Here is a 22,949-nt window from a genome sequence, read left to right as displayed (position 1 = left end):
GGGGAGGCTGAAATGAACACGGTCCAGATGAATTCGACCCGCACCACCTTCGTCGGCCAGGCTGCCGCGTGGCTGTTCTCGGCCTTCGATCACCGCACGGCCGAGGAGGCCCCCGTCGCCCGCACGCTCGACGACGATGCCTGGACGTTCAACACCGCCGCGGCCGGCGCGCCGATGGTCAGCCGCCCCCGCAGCCGGCCGTCGCCGGTCGATGCGGAAGCCCTGCAGTCGGCCGAGCGCATGATCGCCTCGATCCACCGCCGTGCCGCCAGCGCCGCCCTCGTGTGAGCGCGGCGGCGCCCCCAAGCGCCCGGATGGAGGAGACCGCATGATCCACCCCCTTCCCAAGTCCTGAACTCGCACCCAGAATGCAACGGCGCCGCCCGTTGCATTCTGGGTGCGAGCGCAGGCCGGAGGCCGGCACCATGAACCACCCGCACACCGCAGCCGAGGCGCGCATCGACGCGCTCGAGATCCGCATCGCCTATCAGGACGAGATCATCGAGGATCTCAACCGGACGCTCACCTCCCAGTGGGAGCAGATCGACCGGCTGGCGCGCCAGCTCGCCCATGTCGTCGAGCGCCTGCAGGCCGCCGAGGAACGCGGCGGCCCCGCCGCCCCCGAGCCGCCGCCGCCACACTACTGAGGTCGGCGGAGAGCCGGTCCTGAAACCCTCCATCTTCCGGCAACACGAGGCCGCGCGGCCGGCGATGCCGCCGGATCCAACCGGGCACGAGCGAGATCACCATGGCGGCCGAAGACGCGAGGGAGCCCTCCGACGCGGCGGTTGTCGCGGCGAGCCGTGCGACCACACGCCCGCAGCGTCCCGGCGGTGCGCCGACGCTCAGGGTGGCAGCGGAGGCCGTCGCCATCGCCACCGGCATCGCGATATGCGCGGCGGCGCCGGAGTTCATCTGGCAGGGGCTCGGACGCTTCTTCGGCCATGCGACATGGCTCAACCTGATCTCGGCCCTGCTCATCGCGCTGGTCTTCGTCTCCTTCGTCGAGCCCCTCATCGAGCAGGCGCGCAACCTGCTGACGGGCGGCCGCGGAGCCCACGCCGGCGCCTACGGCCCCGCCTTCACCCTCAGCCTCGGCCTCGCCTTCGGGCTGGTGTCGGTGTGCCTTCACGAGGCCATCGCCGGGTTCGTGTCGCCCGAGCACGCCGCGGAAGGGGAGAACCTGCGCGAGGCGATCGAACTCGCAGCGAGCTGGGCCCTGGTGCCCTTCCTCGTCGCCCTCGCCTGGCAGGCCCGGCACGCAGGCTGGCTCGCGGTCCCCACGGGCATTCTGGCGGCGCTGTCGCCGCTGATCGCCGGCTGGAGTTTCGGCTGGGCCCCCGCATCGATGGCAACGACGGCGCTGCCGTGCCTGGTGATCCTGTTCGCGGGCTATCGCGAGTTGGCGCGCCGGCAGGACCAGCCCGTCTTCGTCCGCCTCGCCCGACTGACCGCCGGCATCGCGGCGCTGTGGCTGATCCTGGCCGCGATCGCCGACATCGTCCTGGCCGCAAGCGGTCACGACGACATCAGCCCCTATGCCTCGTCGGACCTGCTCGTCGACCTGCGCTTCTATATCGGCTGGGCGCTGGGCCTGTTCTTCGCGGCCTCGCACGAGCACCACGTCCTGGCGACACCGGCCACGGAGCCGCCGGCCGCTCAGAGATAGGGCGAGGCGAGCCAGATCGCGCGGTTGCGCAGCCGCATCCAGAACGGGCGGCCCCGCAGGCTCTCCATCGTCTCGGCGCGCGCGCCGACCATTTGCTGCCCGATCCGCGCCTCGACCTCGCCTGCCAGCGCACGGTCATAGATCTCGAGATCGAGCTCGAAATTGAGCCGCAGGCTGCGCGGATCGAGATTGGACGAGCCGACATAGGCCCACGCCCCGTCCACCGCCATCAGCTTGGAATGATCGAAGGCGCCGCCCGCCCGCCACACCCTGCAGCCCACCGACACCACCTGGTTGAGCTGGGCCGTCATCGCGTAGTCGACGAGGCGCAGATTATTGGCGGAGGGAATCACGATGTCGACTTCCAGCCCGCGCCGCGCCGCCGTCGCCAGCGCCGCGATCAGTTGCTGGTCCGGCAGGAAATAGGGCGAGGCGATCCGCACCCGTTCCTGCGCCACCGCCAGCGCACCGAGGATCATGCTGTGGGTGCAGGCGAGGTTGCGGTCGGGACCGGAGGGAACGATACGCGCCGCGGTCGGCCCGGGCGCGGGCGACGGCGCATCGGGATCGGCCTGCCACTCGGTCGGCGACAGGCGCTCGCCGGTGGCGAACAGCCAGTCGTGGCGGAACACGGTGAGCACCTGCGCCACCGCCGGCCCGACGACGCGGAAATGGGTGTCGTGCGCGACGTTCTCGCCGGCCAGCGCGGTGAGGAACTGGGCGCGGATGTTCATGCCCCCGGTCAGCGCCACCGTGCCGTCCACCACCAGCATCTTGCGGTGGCTGCGCAGGTTCGCGTAGGGCAGCCGGAAGCCGATGACATTGCCGAGGAACAGCCCGGTGGTGACGCCGCCCGCCTCCAGCCGCCGCGTGATCGGCGGGCGCGAATAGCGCGCGCCCACGGCATCGATCAGCACCCGCACTTGCACGCCACGCGCCTTGGCCGCGATCAGCGCATCGGCCACTTCGCGCCCGATGTCGTCATTGTCGAAGATGTAGGTCGACAGCGCGATGAAGCGCTTCGCCCCGCGGATCGCCTCCAGCATCGCCGGGTAGGTCGCGTCACCGCCGGCCAGCAGGCGCACCGTGTTGCCGGCGGTGAGCGGGAAGGCGGAGATGGCGTCGCCCAGCTTCTTCATCGAGGCGAGCGCGGGGTCGGGAAGCGGGGGAATGGCGAGCTCGGCCTCGCCGGCCACGCGCGCGGTGCCACGCTCGGCTCCCGCGCGGCGGTGCCCGACGCTCGACTGGCGCACCCGGTTGATGCCGGCGACGAGATAGAGCGCCGCGCCGAGGAAGGGCGACAGCAGGATGACGCCGACCCAGCCGATCGCGGCCCGCACGTCGTCCTTGGTCATTGCCGCGTGAACGGCCGCGGCGATGCCGATGACGATGCTCGCCACCAGCACGACATGCGGCCAGTACGTGGCCCAGACGGTGCCCATCGCGTCCCTACCCACCCGGAAGCCGGGCGATTCCCCGCCTGACCATCGCAGGAAACGACGCCGCCGCCAATTCCGCCGCCGCGTGGGAGCGCTCCTCCCGGGCACAAACTTACGTTAGGTAACAAGAAATCGGCGTGGCACCCGCCTCGCGCGCTCTCGCGCGATGGTCGCAACGGGGCGCTGCGTCAATCCGCCAAACGACCGATCAAACCCGATTGCGCGGCGTGAAATGGCGTGTTTGATTTCGCCAGCTACAACCGCCCGAGACGGCTTGGTCGCAATCTCCCCGTTCGAGGGAGTCCGCCGGGCGGACCGAAAGAGGGAAATTCTCATCATGTCGCTGTTCAAGGCGAAGATCGTTGCCGCGGCCACCGTCCTCGCGGTGCTCGCCGCGCCCGCCTATGCCAAGACGCTTGTCTATTGTTCGGAAGGCAGCCCCGAGAACTTCACCCCGGCGCTCAACACCACGGGCACCAGCTTCGACGCCGCCCGCCCGGTCTACAACCAGCTCGTCGAGTTCACCCGCGGCACCACCGATGTCGAGCCGGCGCTGGCCGAAAGCTGGACCGTGAGCCCCGACGGGCTGGAGATCACCTTCAAGCTGCGCAAGGGCGTGAAGATCCACGCGACCAAGGATTTCAAGCCGACCCGCGACTTCAACGCCGACGACGTGCTGTTTTCCTTCGACCGCCAGTCGAACGACAAGAACCCCTACCACAAGATCTCCGGCGGGGCGTATGACTACTTCAACGACATGGACATGCCGAAGCTCATCAAGAGCCTCGACAAGGTCGACGACTACACCGTCAAGCTGACGCTGACCGAGCCCAACGCCCCGATCCTCGCCAATCTGGCGATGGATTTCGCGACCATCCAGTCCAAGGAATACGCCGACTACCTGCTGAAGAAGGGCACGCCCGAGCAGTTCGACCAGATCCCGGTCGGCACCGGCCCGTTCACCTTCGTGAACTACCAGAAGGACGCGGTGATCCGCTACAAGGCGTTCCCGGAATACTGGGGCGGCAAGGCCAAGATCGACGACCTCGTCTTCGCCATCACCCCCGACCCCACCGCGCGCTACGCCAAGGTCAAGAAGGGCGAGTGCCACGTGATGATCGCGCCGAACCCGGCCGACATCGCCGCGATGAAGACCGACCCGGCCATCAACCTGCTCTCGCAGCCGGGCCTCAACATCGGCTACCTCTCCTTCAACACCGAGAAGCCGCCCTTCGACAAGAAGGAGGTCCGCCAGGCCTTCAACATGGCGATCGACAAGGCCGCCATCATCAAGGACGTCTACCAGGGCGCCGGCGTCGGCGCGGTCAACCCGATCCCGCCGACCATCTGGTCCTACAACAAGGACGTGAAGGACTACCCGTTCGATCCCGAGAAGGCCAAGAAGATGCTGGCCGACGCCGGCGTGAAGACGCCGCTCGACATCGACCTGTGGTGGATGCCGGTGCAGCGCCCCTACAACCCGAACGCCAAGCGCATCGCCGAGATCATGCAGTCGGATCTCGCCAAGATCGGCGTGAACGCGAAGCTGGTCTCCTATGAGTGGGGCGAGTACCGCAAGCGCCTGCAGCAGGGCGAGCACATGACCGGCCAGCTCGGCTGGACCGGCGACAACGGCGATCCGGACAACTTCTTCTTCCTGCTCGGCTGCGCCGCTGCCCGTCCGGGCGGGCAGAACCTGTCCAAGTGGTGCAACAAGGAGTTCGACGACCTCATCGTCAAGGCCCGCGGCATCTCCGACAAGGCCGAGCGCACCAAGCTCTACGAGCAGGCGCAGGTCATCGCCAAGGAGGAGGCGCCCTGGTTCACCATCGCCCATTCGGTGGTGTACGAGCCCACCCGCAAGGAAGTCGTCGACTACAAGGTCAGCCCGCTCGGCCGTCACGACTTCTACGGCGTCTCGCTGAAGTGATCCGGGGCCGGCGCCTGCGCGCCGCCCGCACCGACGCCCTCCCGGACATGGCCATGCCATGCCCGGGAGCGGCTTCCGCATAAGGCGCATACCCGCCACGCCGTGTGTCCGCGGCCTTTGCGCCCCGCGAGCCATGGCCCAGCCCTACGGCCCGCCTCATGCCAGCGAATCCCCCATGCTGAAACTCCTCCTCCGCCGCTTCGCGCTGACGGTGCCGACCTTCATTGCGCTGATGTTCGTCACCTTCATCGCCGTCCGCCTCGTGCCGGGCGACCCGATCGAGGTGCGCACCGGCGAGCGCGGCATCTCGCCCGAGCGCCTCGCCCAGTTCCGCCACGAACTCGGCCTCGACCAGCCGGTCTGGAAGCAGTTCCTCGACTACGCCAGCGGCCTCGTCCACGGCGATTTCGGCGTCTCCATCGTCACCAAGACGCCGGTGCTGCAGGAGTTCGCCATCCTGTTCCCGGCGACGCTGGAGCTCTCGCTCTGCGCGCTCATCTTTGCGGTCGTCGTCGGCATCCCCATGGGGGTGATCGCGGCGGTGCGGCGCGGCAGCGTGTTCGATCACACGGTGATGGCGGTGGCGCTCACCGGCTACTCGATGCCGATCTTCTGGTGGGGCCTGCTGCTGATCATGTTCATGTCCGAATATCTCGGGCTGACGCCGGTGTCGGGTCGCATGGACCTGATCAACTATTATTTCGAGCCGGTGACCGGCTTCATGCTGATCGACAGCCTGCTCTCCGATCAGGAAGGCGCCTTCGGCGCGGCGGTGGCCCACCTCATCCTGCCCTCCATCGTGCTCGGCACCATCCCGCTCGCGGTAATCGCCCGCATGACCCGCTCCTCCATGCTGGAGGTGCTCGGCGAGGACTATGTGCGCACGGCGCGTGCCAAGGGCCTCTCGCCCTTCCGCGTGGTCGGCCTGCACGCGCTGCGCAACGCCCTGATCCCCGTGGTGACGGTGATCGGCCTGCAGACCGGCACGCTGCTCGCCGGCGCGGTGCTGACCGAGACCATCTTCGCCTGGCCGGGGGTCGGCAAATGGCTGATCGAATCGATCTCGCGCCGCGACTACCCCGCCCTCCAGGGCGGCATCATGCTGATTTCGGGCATCGTCATCCTGGTCAACCTGTTCGTCGACATCCTCTATGTCGCCATCAATCCGAGGATCCGGCATGGCTGACGTGACCGCCGGCGACGGCGAAGGGCTACCTAGCCGCGACCCGGGCGCCTTGCGGGCCTTCTGGTCCGCCTTCAGCGAGAACCGCGGTGCCGTGCTCGGCCTCGCGGTGGTGGTGTTCATCGCCATCCTCGCCCTGTTTGCTCCCTTCATCGCGCCGCACTCGCCGATCGAGCAGTTCCGGGCCCATGTCCAGCAGCCCCCGGTCTGGGCCGGCGGCACCTGGCAGTTCCCCTTCGGCACCGATGCGGTGGGCCGCGACGTGCTCTCGCGCCTCATCTACGGCGCGCGCATCTCGCTCGGCATCGGCCTGTCGGTGATGCTGGTCTCGGTGGCGGTGGGCATCGTGCTGGGCCTCGCCAGCGCCTTCCTGCGGGGCATCGTCGAGACCGTGGTGATGCGGATCATGGATCTCGTCACCGCCATCCCCAGCCTGGTGCTGGCGATCCTCGTCGTCGCCATCCTCGGCCCCAGCCTCGTCAACACCATCGTCGCGGTGACCGTGGTCTACCTGCCGCGCTATGTGCGCCTCGTGCGCGCCTCGGCGCTGGCGGAACTGTCGAAGGAGTATGTCGTCGCCGCGCAGGTGGCGGGCGTCGGCAAGATCCGCCTGATGTTCGTCACCGTGCTGCCGAACTGCCTCGCCCCGCTGATCGTGCAGGCCGCGCTCGGCATCTCCGACGCGATCCTGGAAGCGGCCGCGCTCGGCTTCCTCGGCCTCGGCGCCCAGCCGCCGACCCCGGAATGGGGCGCGATGCTCGCCGACAGCCGCGAATTCATCCGCTCGGCGCCCTGGATCGTGACCCTGCCGGGCCTTGCCATCCTCGTCACCGTGGTGGCGATCAACCTGATGGGCGACGGCCTGCGCGACGCGCTCGACCCGAAGCTCAGGAGGAGCTGAGCCATGGCCCCCTCCCCCCTCCTCTCCATCCGCAACCTCTCCGTCACCTTCGCCACCTCGCGCGGCCCGTTCCGCGCGGTCGACGGCGTCGACCTCGACGTCGCGCCGGGCGAACTCGTCGCCATCGTCGGCGAATCCGGGTCGGGCAAGTCGGTCGCCATGCTGGCGGTGATGGGCCTGCTGCCCTGGACCGCGACGGTGACGGCGGACCGCCTCGCCTTCGACGGGCGCGACATGCTGGCACTCACTCCGCGCGAGCGGCGCGCCATCATCGGCCGCGACCTCGCCATGATCTTCCAGGAGCCGATGTCGAGCCTCAACCCGTGCTTCACGGTCGGCTTCCAGATCGGCGAGGCGCTGAAGACCCATCTCGGCCTCGGCCGTGCCGAGCGCAAGGCACGCTCGGTCGAACTGCTCCGCCAGGTCGGCATTCCGGAGCCGGAGCGACGGCTGAAAGCCTTCCCGCACCAGCTTTCCGGCGGCATGAGCCAGCGGGTGATGATCGCCATGGCGCTCGCCTGCAATCCCAAGCTGATCATCGCCGACGAGCCCACCACCGCCCTCGACGTCACCATCCAGGCGCAGATCCTCGACCTGCTGCTGCGGCTGCAGCGCGAGAACGGCGTCGGCCTCGTGCTGATCACCCATGACATGGGCGTGGTGGCGGAGACCGCGCAGCGCGTCTGCGTCCACTATGCCGGCCAGCAGGTGGAGATGCAGCCGACCGCGGGGCTGTTCCGCGATCCGCACCACCCCTACACCGCCGCCCTGCTCGCCGCCCTGCCCGAACGCGCGAAGGAGCGGCTGCTGCCCTCCATCCCCGGCGTCGTGCCGGGCCTCGCCGACCGGCCGCGCGGCTGCCTGTTCTCCCCGCGCTGCCGCTTCGCCACCGACCATTGCCGCACCGTGCCGCCACCCCGCGCGCCCGCGGATCTCGGCTTTGCCCTGTGTCACACGCCGCTGGTCATGGGCCAGCCGACGGAACTGAAGGTGCCGGCATGAGCGCGAATGTGATGGAGGCGGTCGATCTCGCCCAGACCTACGAGGTCTCGCGCGGCATGTTCGCGAAGCAGGCCACGGTGAAGGCGGTGGCGGGCATCAGCTTCCGCCTGCCGGCCCGCTCGACGCTGGCGATCGTCGGCGAATCGGGCTCGGGCAAGTCGACGCTGGCGCGCATGCTGACCATGATCGAGAAGCCCGGCGCCGGCGCCCTGCTGCTCGACGGCACCGATGTCGCGGATGCGGACGCCGCCACCCGCCGCCGCCGGCGCGGCGAGGTGCAGATGGTGTTCCAGAACCCCTATGGCTCGCTGAACCCGCGCCAGACGGTCGGTTACGCGATCGAGGAGCCGCTCCTCGTCAACACCGACCTCTCCGCGGCCGAGCGGCGGGAACGGGCGCTCGACATGATGCGGCAGGTGGGGCTGAGGCCCGAGCATCACGGCCGCTACCCGCACATGTTCTCCGGCGGCCAGCGCCAGCGCATCGCCATCGCCCGCGCGGTGATCCTGCGCCCCAAGATCCTGGTGCTGGACGAGCCGGTCTCGGCGCTGGACGTCTCGGTGCGCGCGCAGGTGCTGAACCTGCTGGTCGAACTGCAGGACCGACTCGGCGTCGCCTATGTGTTCGTCTCCCACGATCTCGGCGTGGTGCGCCACATGGCCGACGACGTGATGGTGATGTATCTCGGCCGGGCGGTGGAGCACGGCCCGCGCGACGCGCTGTTCGATCACCCGCTGCACCCCTATACGCGCGCGCTGCTCTCGGCGACGCCGGTGGCGGACCCCGGCGCCAAGCGCGAGCGCATCGTGCTCGAAGGCGAACTCCCCTCCCCCTTCGATCCGCCGGCGGGCTGCGCCTTCAATCCCCGCTGCCCGCTGGCCTTCGACCGCTGCCGGCGCGAATCCCCGCCGCTGGAGACCAAGCAGGGCCGCGAGGTCGCCTGCTGGGCGGTGTAAGCGCCGGCCGGAGGGGATCATCCCCGGGTCCGACCTTTTCGCGCGCGAGCCAAGGCGCCCGGCTGCCCGGCCGTGAACTCGAAGGCCACCTTTCGACCGGACGTTGTTTCGGATGACGACCGGCGAACGCCGGCCTGCGAGCACGACAGGCTCAAAGCCCTAGGTCGCTGAAGAAAGAGGTATTTTAATAAGATAAGCGGTATCTGAAGGCCTCTTTCCATCGATAACGACAGCGCGATGACGAAAAATGCCGTCGCCCCCTTTCCATTCGGGGCGGGCATTGCTAGATAGCCGGCGCCGGCAGATGGCGTCGCCGTCTTCCGGTTCTGACGCGGGGTGGAGCAGCCCGGTAGCTCGTCAGGCTCATAACCTGAAGGCCGCAGGTTCAAATCCTGCCCCCGCAACCACTGATACCGACAAACCCGCAGCCTCGGCTGCGGGTTTTGTTCTTTTGCCGGTCTTTCCGATTGCCTGGCGCTCGGACCATTCGAGGATGGTGCGCAGTTCGCCGTGCAGCGCCGCGAACATTCCGCACCGTTCATACCGGGCGTGAGCACGATCCGCTCGATCAGCATCCGCAAGGCTTTCGCGGCCAGAGGCAGCTCCGCTGGCCTATTCAGCGCACGGGTCAGAGTCGCCACCTTGCTCGCATAGATGGCCGCGGCCCTCGCCAGCATGTCCGAAACGTCGCTGGTCGCAATTGCCTAGACAAAAAACAATGCTCTGTGGCAATGATCACACCGGCTCCCGAGGTGACCTGCCACGATGGACAATACCGAGAACGCGGGCGTTCCAACCATCGTCCTCGACGGTCAGGGGCCTCTCTACAAGCAGATCGAACGCGCGGTGCGCTCGGAAATCATGAGCGGCCGCTGGCCGGCCGGGCATCGCATCCCCTCCGAGCACAGCTTGATGGAAACCCTCTCCACCACCCGCGCGACGGTGAGCAAGGCGCTCTCCAAGCTCACCGAGGCCGGCCTGCTGGAGCGTCGCCGCAAGCAGGGCACGCGGGTCGCCCTCACCACCGAGACCCATGCCGTTATCGGCTTTCTCGACATACGGGAGGAGATCGAGAGCAAGGGGCGCGCCTACAGCTACAAGGTTCTCAACAAGCGCGAGCTGACAGCCGGCAAGAGCACCACGTTCTGGCCCGCGGTTGAAGCGGGTACGCCGCTGGTCATGTTGACGGCCGCCCATTGCGGCTTCGGCAAACCGGAAGTGCTGGAAGAGCGCTACATCAATCTGGCGGCGGCGCCCGACGCACGTGAGGCCAACTTCGAAATCGACCTGCCGAACACGTGGTTGCTGGCGCGTCTGCCCTGCACGCGGTTGCGCCACACCATCCGCGCCGAGGCCGCGGGGGCTGTCGAGGCCGAGCGGCTGGGCATCTCGCCGGGATCTCCGCTCCTCGTCTCGCTGCGCCAGACCTGGGCGGACGACATGCCCGTCACCTCGGTGCGCCTGATCTATCCTGCCGATCGCAACGAATTCGTGGGCGAATTCAATCCGCTGCAGCCATGAACCCCATCCCCCTCGTCGACATCGCCGCCCTCTCCGCGCGGCACCGGGCCCGCGTCCTTGCCCTCGCTGGGGACGATGCCCTTGTCGTCGCCACCTCAGGGCCCAACGTGGTCTATTGCAGTGGTTACCGCAGCATGGGCTACGACACCGATCCCGCCCAGCGCATGGCAATGGTGTTCAACGCCGGCGAAGGGATACTCGTAGGACCAACGGCCGATCTGTGGGCCGCGCAGGAAGTGGCGGGGCCGAACCTGCGCTATTTCGGCTACCGCAGCTTCTTCTTCGATGACGCGGCCATGCGGACCGCGACGGCCACGCATGTCGAGACCTTCACCGCCTATGAGGACGCCCTTTCGGCCGCCATCCATGCCCTTGCGGGAAACCGCCCGCTGCTGATCGAGGGCGCGGCGCCCGCAGCGCTTGCCACCGGCTTTGCCCGGACGAGGGTGAAGGATGCCGCGAGGCTGCTGTGCCGTGCCCGCGCGATCAAGGACGCGGAGGAGATCGTCCTCCTGCGATACGCCACGCGGGTGACGGAGGAGGCGCTTGCGCAGGCACTGGCGCAAGCCCGTGCCGGGATGAGCGAACTCGACGTCGCCGCCGAGATTTCCACACGGATGATCCGTGCCGGCGTTCGGCCGGGCTTCGTCGTCGTCACGTCGGGACCGCGCGCGGCCTTTGCCGATGCGCATGCCTCCCCGCGCCGGCTCGCGCCGGGCGATCTGCTGCGTCTCGACATCGGCGGCTCGTTCCAGGGCTACTGGTCGGATACCGCCCGCAGCGCCGTGGTGGGCGAGCCGTCGGCGGAGATGGCCGCCGTCGATGCCGCCATCGTCGCGGGCCAGCGTGCGGGCCTCGCTCGTGTCGAGCCCGGCGTCACCAGCGACGCGCTCTTCCATACGACGGTCGAGGCCGTGCGCGCGGCCGGTCTGCCGGCCTACCGCCGCCACCATGTCGGCCATGGGCTGGGTCTCGATTCCCACGAATACCCGACCCTCGGCCCGGCGAACCCGGTGACGCTCGAGCCCGGCATGGTGATCAATATCGAGGCGCCCTATTACCGCCCCGGCTGGGGCGGGCTCATGTACGAGGACACGCTGGTCGTCACCGAAGACGGCGCCGACCGCCTCACAAGGCTCGCCCCCGGGCTGGTCATCCTGCCCGCATGAGCGAATTATGGCTGCGCGCGAGGATGGCAAAGGTCGCTTCCACGAAGCGATCCACCTCCTCAACGGTGTTGGGCAGGCCGGGCGAGAGATGGAGGCCCCGCATCGAAGGGTCCTCGTCCATGGTGAAAGCGCGCACATTGATGGCGAATTCCGCGCGCAGCGTCTGAGCGAAGTCCTCGCCCTCCAGCCCATCGATGACGAAGCCGCCAAAGCCGGTGCCGGGCTCGGCATCGAGGTCCGTCAGCAGGCGGATGCGGGGATGCTCGCCAAGCCGCCGCGCCCAGCGGTCGCGCAGGTAGCGCAGGCGCGCCGACTTCTCCGCCTGGCCGATGCCGCGATTGAAAGCGATGGCCTCGGGGATCGAGGCCGGCAGCGCCTTGAACACCGTGCCGACCTCCTCGAACTTCTCGATCGAGTCGGCCGGCTTGCCCGACCAGGGGGCGAAGAGCGGCCAGACATCGGCAATCCGCTCGCGCCGCACATGCAGGAAGCCGGTTCCGCGCGGGCCGTACATCCATTTGTGCAGGCAGGTCGCATAGGCATCGCAGCCGAGTTCGTCGAGCCGGAACGCGATGTGCCCGGCCGAATGAGCGCCGTCGACCAGCGTGAAGGCACCACGCGCGCGAGCCAGAGCGGCGATCTCGCGCACCGGCATCACCAGCCCGGTATTGGCGACGACATGGGGAAGGCTGACCAGCCGCGTGCGCTCGGTGGTGGCCGCGGCGAAGGCGGCAAGGATCTCCGCCTCGCTGGCGATGCCGAACGGCAGGTCGACGAATTTCAGCACGACGCCCTCGCGGCGGGCGCGCTGGCGGATGATGGCGAGGTTGGTGTCGTAGCAGAACTTCGTCGCCAGCACCTCGTCGCCGGGCTGCAGGGCGACGCCGTTCAACACGGTGGCGATACCTTCCATCGCGTTACGGGTGAGCGCCATCTCGTCGGCGTCGGCGCCGAAATAGTCGCCGAGCAGGCGGCGGATGGCGAGCGAGGAGCCGCTCTCCTTCAGCTCGCGCATGGGCTCATACTCGTCGAGCTCATAGGAGAGCGAGAGATCGACCAGCTCGCGCACCCGGTCGCGCACCACGCGCGGGGCCGCGCCCCGCCGGGTGTTGACCAGCTGGGTGTTGACGTACATCGGCTCCATGGTCGCGCGCACGGCGAGCCAGTAAGCCTCGTCGTCGGGAGCGGTGGTGAGCTGGGGCGTGATCGATGCTGTCACGTGGAGCGTCCTTCTTGAAGGCCGTACGCGGGATGCGGCGAGCTCCTGGCTCAGGCCGACATCGGCAGGCGGGGCGATGCGGTGTGGCTTTGGGCGTAAAGCTCGCCGGCGATCACGCAGCTCGCGTGATGGCCGGGCGCAAGCGTGACGGGCGCGGGCGGGCTACTGGCGCACACGGCTGTCGCGCGGGGGCAGCGGGTGCGGAACCGGCAGCCCGACGGCGGATTGGTCGGGCTGGGAATGTCGCCGAAGATCGGCGGCGGCTCGCGATGCGCCTCGACGCGTGGATCGGCGCTCGGGATCGAGCCGAGCAGCGCCTGCGTGTAGGGATGGCTCGGACGGGCGTAGAGTTCGGCCGAGGAGGCCTCCTCCACGATCCTGCCGAGATACATCACATAGGTGCGGCTGGTGGCCTGCCGCACCAGCGCGAGATCATGGGCGATGAACAGGCAGGCGACGCCGAGATCCTTGTGCAGCGTGAGGAACAGGTTCATCACCTGCGCCCGGATCGACAGGTCGAGCGCGCTCACCGGCTCGTCGCAGATCAGCACGCGCGGCTCGACCGCCAGCGACCGGGCGATGGCGACCCGCTGGCGCTGCCCGCCGGAGAGTTCGCGCGGGTAGCGCTCGGCCAGCGCGTCCGGCAAACCCACCTGGTCCAGCAGCCTGCGGATGCGCCGGCGCTGTTCCTCGCGGTCCTTCACGCCGATGATGATCAGCGCTTCCGACAGCGTTTCGCCGATGGTCTGGCGGTCGTTGAGCGAAGCATAGGGATCCTGAAACACGTACTGGATCGCCCGCCGCTTCTCGCGCAGCTCGCGTCCGCGCAAATTCGAGAGGTCGGCGCCGTCGAGCAGGATGCGACCCGATTGCGGGCGCTCCAGCCCGACGATCGAGCGTCCCAGCGTCGACTTTCCGCAGCCGGATTCGCCGACCAGCCCGACCATCTCGCCGGGCGCGAGGCGGATCGACACATCGTCGACCGCCGTGACCCATTTGCCCCGCTCGACACTCTTGAAGCGGGTGACGAGGTTCTCGACCCGCAGCAGGTCTCCGGCCTCACGCATGGATCGGCTCCCGGGACGGACGTGCATTGACGACATGGCAGGCGACCGCACTGGCATGATCGGCCGCAAGCAGCGGCGGAACCTGTCGCGGGCAGATATCGATCACCTGCGGGCAGCGTGGTGCGAAGGCGCAGGCGGCTTGCGGCGCGCCGAGAACGGGGGGCGTGCCCGGCAGTCCCCGGAAGAGCGAGCCCGGCATGTCATCCGCGCTCGGCAGGGCGGCGATCAGCCCGCGCGTATAGGGATGGCGCGGGTTCAGCAGCACCTGCTCGACCGAGCCATACTCGGCGAGGCGGCCGGCATACATGACCGCCACGCGCGCGGCGATGCTGGCCACCACGCCCATGTCGTGGGTGATCAGCACGATCGCGGTGTTGAGCCGGCGCTGCAGGTCCTTCAGCAGGCTGATGATCTGCGCCTGCACCGTCACGTCCAGCGCCGTGGTCGGCTCGTCCGCGATCAGCAGCTTGGGCTCGGCGGCAATGGCAATGGCGATCATCGCCCGCTGCCGCAGGCCGCCGGAGAGCTCGTGCGGGTATTGCCGCAGCCGCGCCTCGGGGTCGGACATACGCACCAGCCTGAGCAGGTCGAGCGCACGGGCTTCGGCCTGCGACGAGGTCATGCCCAGATGCAGCTCCGCCACCTCGGCGATCTGGCGGCCGATGCGCAGCGCCGGGTTGAGCGCGCTCATGGGGTCTTGGAAGATGGTGCCGATCTTGCCGCCACGAATGCGCCGCATCGCGGGCTCCGGCAGGCCGACCAGTTGCTGCCCATCGAACAGGATCGAGCCCGATAGGTCGGTAACGACGCCGGTCGGCATCAGGCCGAGCGGCGCGAAGTTCAGCACCGTCTTTCCCGAGCCACTCTCGCCGACGATGGCCAGGGTTTCGCCGGCGGCGACGTCGTAGCTCACATCGTCCACCGGGCGCAGCGCGGCGCGGGCGGTGTAGAGGTCGACGCAGAGATGGCTTACCTGGAGAATGGGAGCCGGGGTCATGGCGTGGCCTTTCTCCAGCCGGCGGCGGTCGCCCGGCGTTTCAGCAGGACGCGGTGCGGCAGCGGCGTCGGCACCCGGTTCAGCGCAATGGACTCGCCGAGCAGGTTGAACCCGATCACCACCAGGGTGAGCACGAGGCCCGGCAGGATCACCTGCCACGGCGCGCTTTCCAGATACGGCAGCGCGTCGACCAGCATCTGCCCCCATTCCGGCGTCGGCGGCTGGATGCCGAGGCCGAGGAAGCTCAGCGTGGCGATGGAAAGCGCCACCGCACCGGCATCCGCCGTGGCGTAGACCAGCACCGCGCCGATGGTGGAGGGCAAGAGATGGTGGAAATAGATCCGCGCCGGGCTGGCGCCGAGCACGCGCAGCGATTCGATATGCGGGCGGTTCATCACCCCGACCGCCACCGCCCGGCTGATGCGGGCGCTGCCCGGCCACCAGGCCAGCGCCAAGGCGAGGATCATGTTCCAGTAGCCGGTGCCGAAGATGCCGATCACCGCGAGGGCGACGATCAGGCTCGGCATGGCGAGGCCGACATCGACGATGCGCATCAGCACCTCCTCGACCCAGCCCCGCCGATAGCCGGCGACCGTGCCGATGGTGATGCCGACCGACAGCGCGATCAGCAGCACGAGGCTCATGCCCACCAGCGAGGTGCGGGCCGAGACGATGAGGCGCGAGAGCGTATCCCGGCCGAGATGATCGGTGCCCAGCCAATGCTGCCAGGAGGGGTCGGCGTGGGCGGCCAGCAGGTCCTGTGCGTTCGGGTCGTAAGGCGCCAGCCAGGGCGCGAAGATTCCCAGCAGCACGAACAGCCCGACCGCGATGAAGGCGAGGCGCGGCAACTGGGCCAGGGCGTGCAGGAGGTCGCGGAGCTGTCTCATGCGTTCGCTCCCTGCCGGCGAAGCTTGGGATCGGTGAACATCATGCCGATGTCGACCAGCAGATTGAGGAGAATGAAGGATGTGAGGAAGACCAGCAGGCAGGCCTGCACCACCATGAAGTCCCGGAACAGCACGCCCTGCAGGAACAGGTCGGCGACGCCCTTCAGCGCGAAGAGCGGTTCCACCACGACAGCCCCGACCACCATCGCGCCGCCCTGCGCGCCGAGCGCGTTGATGTAGGTCGGCGCGATGTTGGGCAGCGCATGGCGGAACAGGATGGCGCGGCGCGACAATCCCTTGGCCGAAGCGGTGAGCGCGAAGGGCCGCGCCATCGCCTCTTCGAGCCCCACGCGGACGACACGGCTGAGCACGGCGGCCGGCAAGAGGCCGATGGTCATCCACGGCAGCACCCAGCTCGACAGCCCTGCCGTGCCGAAGGTGGGAAACAGGCCGAGCTCCACCGCCAGCGCGTAGATCAGGAGCGCGCCGACGAAGAAGGAGGGCATGGAGGCCCCGAGCAGAGCGACGATGCGACTGAGCGCATCGCCGAAGCGGCCCGGCCACAGCGCGCCGAGAAAACCCAGCGCGAAGCTCAGCAGCAGAGCGAACACGGCCCCGCCCACCACCAGCGTGAAGGTGATCGGCAGCCGGCTGGCCAGGGCAGGGCCAATCGCGTCGCCCGTCTTGTAGGAAACGCCCAGATTGCCGTGCAGGGCGCCGTTCAGCCAGCTGCCGTAGCGCAGGAGCAGCGGCTGGTTCAGGCCGAGTTCCTCCTCCACCACGCGGATTTGCTCGAAGGTCGCCTTCGGCGTGCGCAGTTCGGCGATGAGGACCGCCACATTGCCCGGCGCCGAGACCACCAGCGTGAAGCACAGCATCGTGGCAAGGACGAGCAGCACCAAAGCGTTGCGCAAGCGGATCGCGATCAGCGTCGACATGTCGGCCCTCAGGATTCCAGGCGGATGCCGCGGTAGGGCAGATCGTATTCGGTGGCGGGGACCGTGAAGCCGCTCACGCGCTTGGTGTGCGCCCAGATCGCCGGGCTGTAGAACAGCGGAAGCATCGAGACATCCGCGCGCATCTGGTCATAGATCGCCTGCAGGGCGGCCTCGACCTTGTCCGCCGGCGCATTTGTGGCGGCCAGCACCAGCGGATCGAGCTTGGCCGGATCGATCACCAGCTTGCCGTCCACGCCATTGTCATAGGTCGACAGCAGCAGGCCGACGATGGTGCCGAACGGCTCGTAGGGCGCGCCGAAGGTGGTGAACAGCGCCATGTCGAAGGTGCGCGCCGGGATGTCGGAATGGCGCGAGGCATGGTCGACCGAGCGGATGGTGATGCCGATGCCGATCTCGCCGAGTTGGGCCTGCAGGATTTCCGCCAGCGAGCGCGAGCCGGCGATCTGCTCCTCGCTGACGACGATTTCCAGCTTGAGCGGCTTGCCGTCCTTCTCGCGGATCGGGGCGCCCTTCCAGCCGGCGTCCTCCAGCAGCTTCTTCGCCGCTTCCGGATCGCGCGCCGGGACGGGGAAGCGCGCGCCGGCGAGAGGCACGCTGGCGGGGAAAAGGTTGCCGGCGGGCTCGGCGAGGCCTTGATAGAGCACCTGCCCGATCGCCTTGCGATCGAAACCGATATTGATCGCCTGGCGAACGGCGAGATCCTTCAGCGCCGGATTGCGGTCCGGGTTGAAGCCGATCACCACCGTCGTGGTACCGAGCTCGACCGCAACCGGAATGCCGGCCTTTTCGAGCGTCTTGGCTTCGGTCGCCTTGATCGGGGCCAGGAAATCGCCGCCGGTCAGGTCGATCTCGCCGGCCCGCAGCGCCGCCATGCGGCTGCGCGATTCCGGCAGAACCTTCACCTCGATGCGCTTGAAACCGGGCTTGTCGCCCCAATAACCGTCGAAGCGGGTGAAAGTGCTGCCGTTGTTGTCGGCGCTTGCCTCGATCCACGCCCCGGTGCCGACCGGCTTCTGGTAAGCACCGTCCGCGCCGACGGATTTCGGGCTGAGGAAGCGCACCGGGCGCACATAGGCGAATTCGTTGAGGAGGCCGAGCACCGGCTCCTTGAAATTGATCTCGACGGTGTGGTCGTCGACCACCTTGTAGTTGGCGAACAGCCGCGAGGCGTTCATCCAGCTGGCTGCATCCTTGCCGATCCAGCGGTCGAGGTTCCAGGTCATCGCCGCCGCATCCCACGGCGTGCCGTCCTGGAAAGTGACGCCCTTGCGCAGGTGGACGCGGAACAGCTTGCCGTCGTTCTCGACCTGCCAGTCGGTGGCGAGCGCCGGCTCCATCTTGCCGCCGTGGCCGTAGCGGATCAGCGGCTCGAAGATCAGATCCTGGATCGCCCAGAGCCCCTTGTACTTGTGCGGATCGAGGTCGCCCGCCGGCTTGCCGGCCGCGACGCGCAACGTCTCGCCACTGCCCTGCTGGGCAAGCACGGCGAGGGGCGAAAGCCCCGCGAACATGGCCGGAAGTCCGGCCATTCCCTTGAGAATGGTACGCCGGGTGGTCTGCATCGATGGGTCCCCTTGTCTGGCGGCCGGAAGGCATGGCTCTTTTGACTAGACAATAAAACGCTAGCCGCATTTTATTGTCTAGGCAATACCCCGATCCGGGCTACCCGTGGATTTTCAGTCCATCCAAACGCGACGTGCTGCAATGGCGGTCGCGCCATGTGGCTTTCCAGGGCTCGGACCGACTATCCAAGGGCTCCCGCGGAGGCCGCGATCGGCCGAGGCCATGAATATGGTCCGGCAACGAGCAACGGTGATGGACGGCACGGCGCGGAGGGATCGCCATCAAGCGCCGCCGGCGGTGTTGAAGCTCCACGGCGCGTTTCGACGAAGGCAGTCGGCCGGCCCGTGAGATGTGCCGCCCCGATCAGCTGCGGATGTGCAGCGTGCCTTCGAGGCGGGTCATGTCGAAATCGGTGATCAGGATGTCGATGCGCACGCTCCATTCCCCGGCCGCGGGGATAACCATGCCGTCGACGCGCCAGAGCCCGTCCCGGCGTTCGGCTTTGCGGCGGATCGGCTCGATGCCGAGGGCGGGATTGGCCAGCGACAGCGCCACCTCCTTGGCGTCGAGCGGGCCGAACTCGCCGGTCATCAGCATGAGGCTGACATCGACCGGCCCCGCGCGGCCGGGCGTCACGGTGAGATCCGCCATCGCCTTCAGCGTGTGGATATGCGTCTGTGCCGGCTGGGCGGCAGCGAGGGCCAGCGCGCGGGGCGGCGGCGTGAAGCGCCAGAGCGCCGCGAGCGCGAAGATGGCGAGGACGAGGGCGATCTCCAGACGGATCATTCGCACGAGCGGGCGCCCGGAGCCGGGTTCGCCCCGTAGCGCCGGTTCGGTGAGGCACCGGCGATTCGTGGCGGCGAGGGCCAGGAGCGCGGCCACGAGGATCAGCTTCGCGGTGAGCACACGGCCATAGGCGGTCTCCCACAAGGCGGCAGGGGCGCCGAGCTGGATGACCGCCAGCAACAGTCCGGATGCCAGCAGCGGCACTACGGCCAAGGGAATGAAGAGCGAGAAGCGGCGCAAGGCCAGGCCCGCTTCGGGCGATCGGCGCGCGAACAGCAGCGCGAGCGGGAGAAGCGCCCCGACCCACAAGGCGATGCCGACACCATGCAGGAACACCGCCGGACGGGTCGCCCATTGCGGCGGGGCCGCGCCGGCATGGCCGCTGGCCGCGAGCGCGACACCCAGCGTGAGGAGGGACAGCAGAGACAGGAGGCGCGCGGGATGACGCGTGGTGGCGAGGCTGGCCCCGGCGAGGATACTCGCGAGCAATGCCCCCATGACGGTCTGGCCGAAGCTGGTGGCCAAGCCGGTTTTCCAGACGATCGCCCGGCCAAGGCCGGTCAGCGGCGCCTCCAGAGCGTCCACCCCTTGCAGACCAACGGAAGCGAGCGCGGAAAGGGCAGCCAGTAGGAGCGCGGCGCCGATCCATGTCGCACCGGCGCGGGCGGGTGCCGAGAGCCAGGCGAGGCAGAATGCGCCGCCGATGCCGGCGAACAGGCCGGCATAGAGCAGCACGCGCAGAACCCAGATCATGCGGGCGACGCCCGGCTCCGGGCCCTCGGCTGCGGCCGGTGCGGTCGTGCTCGGGCTGCCGATCGAGAACACGACGGAACCGCCGACGGGATGACCATCCTCAGAGATCACCCGCCAGCTCAGCACATGGGTGCCTTGGGAAAGGGCGGGCGGGGCGTCGATCTCCAGCGTCCGGTCGCGCAGCGTGAAGCGGTCCAGCGGCAGGCGGGTGCCGTCCGGCGTGACCAGCGACAACACCAGGGGCGAGGTCGGTTCGCTGAAGGTGAGGGCAAAACCCGTCGGTGCCTGCGCCAGCATTGCGCCATCCGCCGGGCTGGCCGCGACCAGCGAGGCGTGCGCCAGCGCCGGGCGGGTGGGAAGGGTCCAGCCCAGACCCGCCAGAAGCAGGAGCAGGAAGAGGCGGAACACGGGGATCGTCGGCAGCAGGGCAGCGGGCACGGCATCTCGTCCGGCAAGGGGGAACCGGCGTGCCCGTGGGGCACGCCGGTGGTCAGGCAGGTTCAGTTCTTCGGCACCAGCTTCACGCCGGGCGCGGGCAGTTCGTAGTCGTCCGCGCTCTTGCCCTCGGCGGGAATCTCGATCCAGCGCTCGGTCGCGCCGTCCGGGCATTCCTGCACGACGGGGAAGTAGAGCGTCGTGCCGGTCTTCAGGCCCGGGGTGAGGAAGGCGCGCAGCACGAACTCGTCATACTCGTCATCCGGCAGGTTGCCGCCGCTCCAGATGACTTCCTTCACGCCCTCACTGGTGGGGGTGCCGTAATAGTCATAGGTCGTCGCATATTTGCCCTTCACCTTTTCCAGCGTCCAGCCGGGCTTGGGCTGCGGCTTCACCGAGATCACGCCCTCGGGGATCTGCACGCGAACCTTGAGGGTCGGCTTGCCCTCGCAGCCATGCGGCACGCGGAAGATCGCCTTGTAGGTGGAGGGCACCGGCGCCTGCTGGGTTTCAAGACTGACATGGGCAAGCGCGCTGCCGGCGCCGAGCGCGAGCAGTGCGACGGCAATGGAGGTCGAACGGATCATCCTGGGTCTCCTGGGGTCGAAGCCGGCATGCTGCCGGCGGTTGGAAGGAAGGCGCGGGCGCAGACGCTCGCGCGGGCACTCGCCGCCACGGGGGGCGCAGGAGTGCTGAAGCGCGCATGGCCCGTGGCCATGCGGTCGGGGGAGAGACGAGAGGCCGAAGAGTGCCGGGGTGCCGCTTTGCCCCGCTTGCGCGTGCCCGTTGGAGCGCGCGCAAGCCGCCGCCCGCCGGGTGATGGACAGGCCAATGGCGCGGTGGCACAGGCAGCGGCTTAGCCGCCGCTCTCGGGCGTCAGATCACGCGACGGGACGTCATGCCCGCCAGCGCGAGCCGGCCTCAGGCACGGGCGGGTGGCGCGCGACTGTTGTGTGGCGTGCGCCAGCCCTGATCGCCCCGCGCGACCGATGTCAGGGGCGGAAAGTGGGAGCGGGTCGCCGCCGCAGGGAAGGTCGTGGCGGATGCGACAACCGCCGCGGGCGGCAGCACCGTGCCCAGCAGGCAGCCGAGTTGGCAGCAGTCGGGCAGGTGCGGCGGGGCGGTCGGCGTGTCCGGCGCGGAGCTTCCCGTGCCCATCTCCAGGCAGATCACGCCATGGGAGGCGTCGTCCAGGGAAGATGTGGCGTGCGTGCCGAGAGCGAGGCCGGTGAGCAGGATCTGGAGAACGAGCAGATAGGCCGCGCCGAGCGCGACCAGAAAGCTCCATCCCTGCCGTCTGCCAGTCAACGACCTGCACCTCAGTGTCCTGCGATGCCCCAGGGGCATCATGCGTCGATTATCACGACAGCGGGGCGCGCCGCAAAGCCCGATCCGCACCATCCCACGCCTTCATCCCGCCTGCCGGGGCGCGTAGAGCGCCTGCAGCTTCCGTCGGCCGCGCGCGATCTCGGTCAGGGCGGGGCGGTCGAGAAGGGTCAGGGTGGGCCCCTTGCCGAAGTCGATCACCCCGTCCTGCTTGAGGCGGCTCATGCAACGGCTGACCGTCTCCAGGGTCAGACCCAGCCAGTCGGCGAGATCGCCACGGCTGAGATGGAACGGAAAAGTCTCGCCCTGCTCACCCTCGAAACAGGCCTGGGCGGCGTATTGCCCGGCGAGATCGAGCAGCGCCTCGGCCACCCTCTCGCCGGCGCCCAGCTTCCCAAGCCGCGTGAGATGGCCGAGCGCACGGTCCAGCATCAGCTGCTGATGCGCCGCCTCCAGGCCGGCGGCCGGCGCATCGACCGGCACGAGGCGTGTCGGCGCGAAGGCAACGATCTCGCACGGCAGGCGCCCGGCAAGGCCCGGATCCATCAACCGACCGGGACCGATGATGTCGAGGATCTGGCGCCGCTCGGCGTCGATCTGCCGGCAGAGCGCCACGCACCCGGTCTCGACCCGGTAGAGGTGAGCCTCAGCCAGCGTATGAGGCGTGACCGGCTCGCGGGCGGCGATGACCAGCGCAGGCGCGCCCGCGTCGGACGGCACGGGCGGGAGCGGCCAAGCGCGCAGGGCGTCGGACCGCAGGGCGGCGGAGATGAGCATGGTTGGACCCCGGCAATCGTCCGGCAAGTCCGGCTTGAGCCGGAGCGCACGGACACGCGACCAAGGCAGGCTGTGGCCTGCCGCGATTCAGGCGTGGAAACCTGAGGCGGGGGGACCGCGCTGGGCGAGACGGAAGCGCAGGACGGACTGGGCGGGTGCCGCTTCGGGAAGGCGCGGCTGCGTTAGAACCGCGTAGTCCGCTGGCTGGAACAGGTCGTGTTGGGGGGTGAGCAGTTCCGGCGTCCCAGCCAGCCGGCAGGCCTCGCAGCCGTGACCATGCGGAATGCCGGAGGAGGAGCCGTCATCCGAGGGCGACAGGCACAGCACCGGCACGGTGCCGTCCGGCAACGTGTAGTCGCTGAGGTCGACGTTGGCGGGCACGCTCGCGGCACGCGTGGGCACCTGATGAA

Annotated in this window: 22 protein-coding genes and 1 tRNA gene; 11 read left to right on the top strand and 12 right to left on the bottom strand. The window is 68.8% G+C overall.

Annotated elements, in window-relative coordinates; genetic code table 11:
* Nucleotides 1–12 precede the first annotated feature (12 nt).
* The 3 genes from ACEUEL_RS01565 to ACEUEL_RS01555 all read left to right on the top strand — a co-directional run bounded on the left by ACEUEL_RS01565 (nucleotide 13) and on the right by ACEUEL_RS01555 (nucleotide 1,669).
* Nucleotides 13–288 carry a hypothetical protein gene (locus ACEUEL_RS01565; protein ID WP_405701461.1) on the top strand — a complete coding sequence of 92 codons (276 nt, stop codon included), beginning with the start codon at nucleotides 13–15 and terminating at the stop codon, nucleotides 286–288.
* Between the two features lie 137 nt (nucleotides 289–425).
* A complete protein-coding gene (locus tag ACEUEL_RS01560; protein ID WP_405701459.1) occupies nucleotides 426–647 on the top strand; it encodes a SlyX family protein in 222 nt (73 codons plus the stop codon).
* A gap of 101 nt (nucleotides 648–748) precedes the next feature.
* Complete coding sequence (locus ACEUEL_RS01555; RefSeq protein ID WP_405701457.1) at nucleotides 749–1,669, top strand: hypothetical protein; 921 nt, start codon at nucleotides 749–751, stop codon at nucleotides 1,667–1,669.
* On the opposite strand, the gene ACEUEL_RS01550 is transcribed toward ACEUEL_RS01555, so the two are convergent.
* The gene (locus ACEUEL_RS01550) at nucleotides 1,660–3,111 is read right to left on the bottom strand and encodes a phospholipase D-like domain-containing protein (RefSeq protein ID WP_405701456.1); all 1,452 of its coding nucleotides are present in this window, start codon (nucleotides 3,109–3,111) and stop codon (nucleotides 1,660–1,662) included. The genes ACEUEL_RS01555 and ACEUEL_RS01550 overlap by 10 nt on opposite strands.
* A 334-nt stretch (nucleotides 3,112–3,445) precedes the next feature.
* On the opposite strand from ACEUEL_RS01550, the gene ACEUEL_RS01545 reads away from it, so the two are divergent.
* From ACEUEL_RS01545 to ACEUEL_RS01510, 8 genes are all read left to right on the top strand, one after another.
* Nucleotides 3,446–5,038: an ABC transporter substrate-binding protein gene (locus ACEUEL_RS01545; RefSeq protein WP_405701454.1), complete on the top strand. Its 1,593-nt coding sequence runs from the start codon at nucleotides 3,446–3,448 to the stop codon at nucleotides 5,036–5,038.
* Between the two features lie 175 nt (nucleotides 5,039–5,213).
* Nucleotides 5,214–6,224 (top strand): ABC transporter permease subunit, encoded by a 1,011-nt coding sequence (locus ACEUEL_RS01540; protein ID WP_405701452.1) that lies wholly within the window; start codon nucleotides 5,214–5,216, stop codon nucleotides 6,222–6,224.
* Complete coding sequence (locus tag ACEUEL_RS01535; protein WP_405701450.1) at nucleotides 6,217–7,122, top strand: ABC transporter permease subunit; 906 nt, start codon at nucleotides 6,217–6,219, stop codon at nucleotides 7,120–7,122. The genes ACEUEL_RS01540 and ACEUEL_RS01535 overlap by 8 nt, the downstream gene beginning before the upstream one ends.
* A gap of 3 nt (nucleotides 7,123–7,125) precedes the next feature.
* On the top strand, nucleotides 7,126–8,124 hold the full coding sequence (locus ACEUEL_RS01530; protein WP_405701447.1) for an ABC transporter ATP-binding protein: 999 nt from the start codon (nucleotides 7,126–7,128) through the stop codon (nucleotides 8,122–8,124).
* Nucleotides 8,121–9,080: a dipeptide ABC transporter ATP-binding protein gene (locus ACEUEL_RS01525; protein WP_405701445.1), complete on the top strand. Its 960-nt coding sequence runs from the start codon at nucleotides 8,121–8,123 to the stop codon at nucleotides 9,078–9,080. Before ACEUEL_RS01530 ends, ACEUEL_RS01525 begins: the two co-directional genes overlap by 4 nt.
* 330 nt (nucleotides 9,081–9,410) lie before the next feature.
* Nucleotides 9,411–9,487 (top strand) — tRNA-Met (locus tag ACEUEL_RS01520).
* 358 nt (nucleotides 9,488–9,845) lie between these two features.
* Nucleotides 9,846–10,601 carry a UTRA domain-containing protein gene (locus ACEUEL_RS01515; RefSeq protein ID WP_405701442.1) on the top strand — a complete coding sequence of 252 codons (756 nt, stop codon included), beginning with the start codon at nucleotides 9,846–9,848 and terminating at the stop codon, nucleotides 10,599–10,601.
* Nucleotides 10,598–11,770, top strand: coding sequence for a M24 family metallopeptidase (locus tag ACEUEL_RS01510; protein WP_405701440.1), 1,173 nt, complete (start codon nucleotides 10,598–10,600; stop codon nucleotides 11,768–11,770). The genes ACEUEL_RS01515 and ACEUEL_RS01510 overlap by 4 nt, the downstream gene beginning before the upstream one ends.
* On the opposite strand, the gene ACEUEL_RS01505 is transcribed toward ACEUEL_RS01510, so the two are convergent.
* The 11 genes from ACEUEL_RS01505 to ACEUEL_RS01455 form a co-directional block, all read right to left on the bottom strand.
* On the bottom strand, nucleotides 11,754–12,989 hold the full coding sequence (locus ACEUEL_RS01505; protein ID WP_405701439.1) for an aminotransferase class V-fold PLP-dependent enzyme: 1,236 nt from the start codon (nucleotides 12,987–12,989) through the stop codon (nucleotides 11,754–11,756). The two genes, ACEUEL_RS01510 and ACEUEL_RS01505, sit on opposite strands and share 17 nt — an antisense overlap.
* Nucleotides 12,990–13,039: 50 nt before the next feature.
* Nucleotides 13,040–14,056 carry an ABC transporter ATP-binding protein gene (locus tag ACEUEL_RS01500; protein ID WP_405701437.1) on the bottom strand — a complete coding sequence of 339 codons (1,017 nt, stop codon included), beginning with the start codon at nucleotides 14,054–14,056 and terminating at the stop codon, nucleotides 13,040–13,042.
* The gene (locus ACEUEL_RS01495; protein WP_405701434.1) at nucleotides 14,049–15,053 is read right to left on the bottom strand and encodes an ABC transporter ATP-binding protein; all 1,005 of its coding nucleotides are present in this window, start codon (nucleotides 15,051–15,053) and stop codon (nucleotides 14,049–14,051) included. Before ACEUEL_RS01495 ends, ACEUEL_RS01500 begins: the two co-directional genes overlap by 8 nt.
* Nucleotides 15,050–15,940 (bottom strand): ABC transporter permease, encoded by an 891-nt coding sequence (locus ACEUEL_RS01490; protein WP_405701432.1) that lies wholly within the window; start codon nucleotides 15,938–15,940, stop codon nucleotides 15,050–15,052. Before ACEUEL_RS01490 ends, ACEUEL_RS01495 begins: the two co-directional genes overlap by 4 nt.
* Complete coding sequence (locus tag ACEUEL_RS01485) at nucleotides 15,937–16,878, bottom strand: ABC transporter permease (RefSeq protein ID WP_405701429.1); 942 nt, start codon at nucleotides 16,876–16,878, stop codon at nucleotides 15,937–15,939. The genes ACEUEL_RS01490 and ACEUEL_RS01485 overlap by 4 nt, the downstream gene beginning before the upstream one ends.
* 8 nt (nucleotides 16,879–16,886) lie before the next feature.
* Nucleotides 16,887–18,461, bottom strand: coding sequence for an ABC transporter substrate-binding protein (locus tag ACEUEL_RS01480; RefSeq protein WP_405701428.1), 1,575 nt, complete (start codon nucleotides 18,459–18,461; stop codon nucleotides 16,887–16,889).
* A gap of 364 nt (nucleotides 18,462–18,825) precedes the next feature.
* On the bottom strand, nucleotides 18,826–20,439 hold the full coding sequence (locus ACEUEL_RS01475) for a copper resistance CopC/CopD family protein (protein WP_405701427.1): 1,614 nt from the start codon (nucleotides 20,437–20,439) through the stop codon (nucleotides 18,826–18,828).
* A 62-nt stretch (nucleotides 20,440–20,501) separates the two neighbouring features.
* Nucleotides 20,502–21,023, bottom strand: a complete 522-nt coding sequence (locus ACEUEL_RS01470; protein WP_405701425.1) for a YcnI family copper-binding membrane protein — start codon at nucleotides 21,021–21,023, stop codon at nucleotides 20,502–20,504.
* Nucleotides 21,024–21,357: 334 nt separating this feature from the next.
* Nucleotides 21,358–21,744: a DUF2946 family protein gene (locus tag ACEUEL_RS01465; protein WP_405701423.1), complete on the bottom strand. Its 387-nt coding sequence runs from the start codon at nucleotides 21,742–21,744 to the stop codon at nucleotides 21,358–21,360.
* Nucleotides 21,745–21,846: 102 nt separating this feature from the next.
* Entirely contained in the window at nucleotides 21,847–22,539 is a 693-nt protein-coding gene (locus ACEUEL_RS01460) for a Crp/Fnr family transcriptional regulator (RefSeq protein ID WP_405701422.1), read from the bottom strand.
* 87 nt (nucleotides 22,540–22,626) lie between these two features.
* Nucleotides 22,627–22,941, bottom strand: a complete 315-nt coding sequence (locus ACEUEL_RS01455; RefSeq protein WP_405701421.1) for a hypothetical protein — start codon at nucleotides 22,939–22,941, stop codon at nucleotides 22,627–22,629.
* Between the last annotated feature and the right edge of the window lie 8 nt (nucleotides 22,942–22,949).

The organism is Ancylobacter terrae, from assembly GCF_045108345.1.
Lineage (GTDB): Bacteria > Pseudomonadota > Alphaproteobacteria > Rhizobiales > Xanthobacteraceae > Ancylobacter.
Note: the sequence above shows the minus strand (reverse complement) of the source record. Positions and strands in the feature narration are given on the sequence as shown.

Excerpts from the sequence above, each read along its gene's own strand:
- ACEUEL_RS01560 (WP_405701459.1), top strand. The coding sequence starts at position 426 with ATGAACCACCCGCACACCGCAGCCGAGGCGCGCATCGACGCGCTCGAG.
- ACEUEL_RS01525 (WP_405701445.1), top strand. The coding sequence starts at position 8,121 with ATGAGCGCGAATGTGATGGAGGCGGTCGATCTCGCCCAGACCTACGAG.
- ACEUEL_RS01480 (WP_405701428.1), bottom strand. The coding sequence starts at position 18,461 with ATGCAGACCACCCGGCGTACCATTCTCAAGGGAATGGCCGGACTTCCG.
- ACEUEL_RS01470 (WP_405701425.1), bottom strand. The coding sequence starts at position 21,023 with ATGATCCGTTCGACCTCCATTGCCGTCGCACTGCTCGCGCTCGGCGCC.
- ACEUEL_RS01535 (WP_405701450.1), top strand. The coding sequence starts at position 6,217 with ATGGCTGACGTGACCGCCGGCGACGGCGAAGGGCTACCTAGCCGCGAC.
- ACEUEL_RS01510 (WP_405701440.1), top strand. The coding sequence starts at position 10,598 with ATGAACCCCATCCCCCTCGTCGACATCGCCGCCCTCTCCGCGCGGCAC.
- ACEUEL_RS01550 (WP_405701456.1), bottom strand. The coding sequence starts at position 3,111 with ATGGGCACCGTCTGGGCCACGTACTGGCCGCATGTCGTGCTGGTGGCG.
- ACEUEL_RS01530 (WP_405701447.1), top strand. The coding sequence starts at position 7,126 with ATGGCCCCCTCCCCCCTCCTCTCCATCCGCAACCTCTCCGTCACCTTC.
- ACEUEL_RS01495 (WP_405701434.1), bottom strand. The coding sequence starts at position 15,053 with ATGACCCCGGCTCCCATTCTCCAGGTAAGCCATCTCTGCGTCGACCTC.
- ACEUEL_RS01545 (WP_405701454.1), top strand. The coding sequence starts at position 3,446 with ATGTCGCTGTTCAAGGCGAAGATCGTTGCCGCGGCCACCGTCCTCGCG.
- ACEUEL_RS01555 (WP_405701457.1), top strand. The coding sequence starts at position 749 with ATGGCGGCCGAAGACGCGAGGGAGCCCTCCGACGCGGCGGTTGTCGCG.
- ACEUEL_RS01565 (WP_405701461.1), top strand. The coding sequence starts at position 13 with ATGAACACGGTCCAGATGAATTCGACCCGCACCACCTTCGTCGGCCAG.
- ACEUEL_RS01540 (WP_405701452.1), top strand. The coding sequence starts at position 5,214 with ATGCTGAAACTCCTCCTCCGCCGCTTCGCGCTGACGGTGCCGACCTTC.
- ACEUEL_RS01500 (WP_405701437.1), bottom strand. The coding sequence starts at position 14,056 with ATGCGTGAGGCCGGAGACCTGCTGCGGGTCGAGAACCTCGTCACCCGC.
- ACEUEL_RS01515 (WP_405701442.1), top strand. The coding sequence starts at position 9,846 with ATGGACAATACCGAGAACGCGGGCGTTCCAACCATCGTCCTCGACGGT.
- ACEUEL_RS01485 (WP_405701429.1), bottom strand. The coding sequence starts at position 16,878 with ATGTCGACGCTGATCGCGATCCGCTTGCGCAACGCTTTGGTGCTGCTC.
- ACEUEL_RS01490 (WP_405701432.1), bottom strand. The coding sequence starts at position 15,940 with ATGAGACAGCTCCGCGACCTCCTGCACGCCCTGGCCCAGTTGCCGCGC.
- ACEUEL_RS01460 (WP_405701422.1), bottom strand. The coding sequence starts at position 22,539 with ATGCTCATCTCCGCCGCCCTGCGGTCCGACGCCCTGCGCGCTTGGCCG.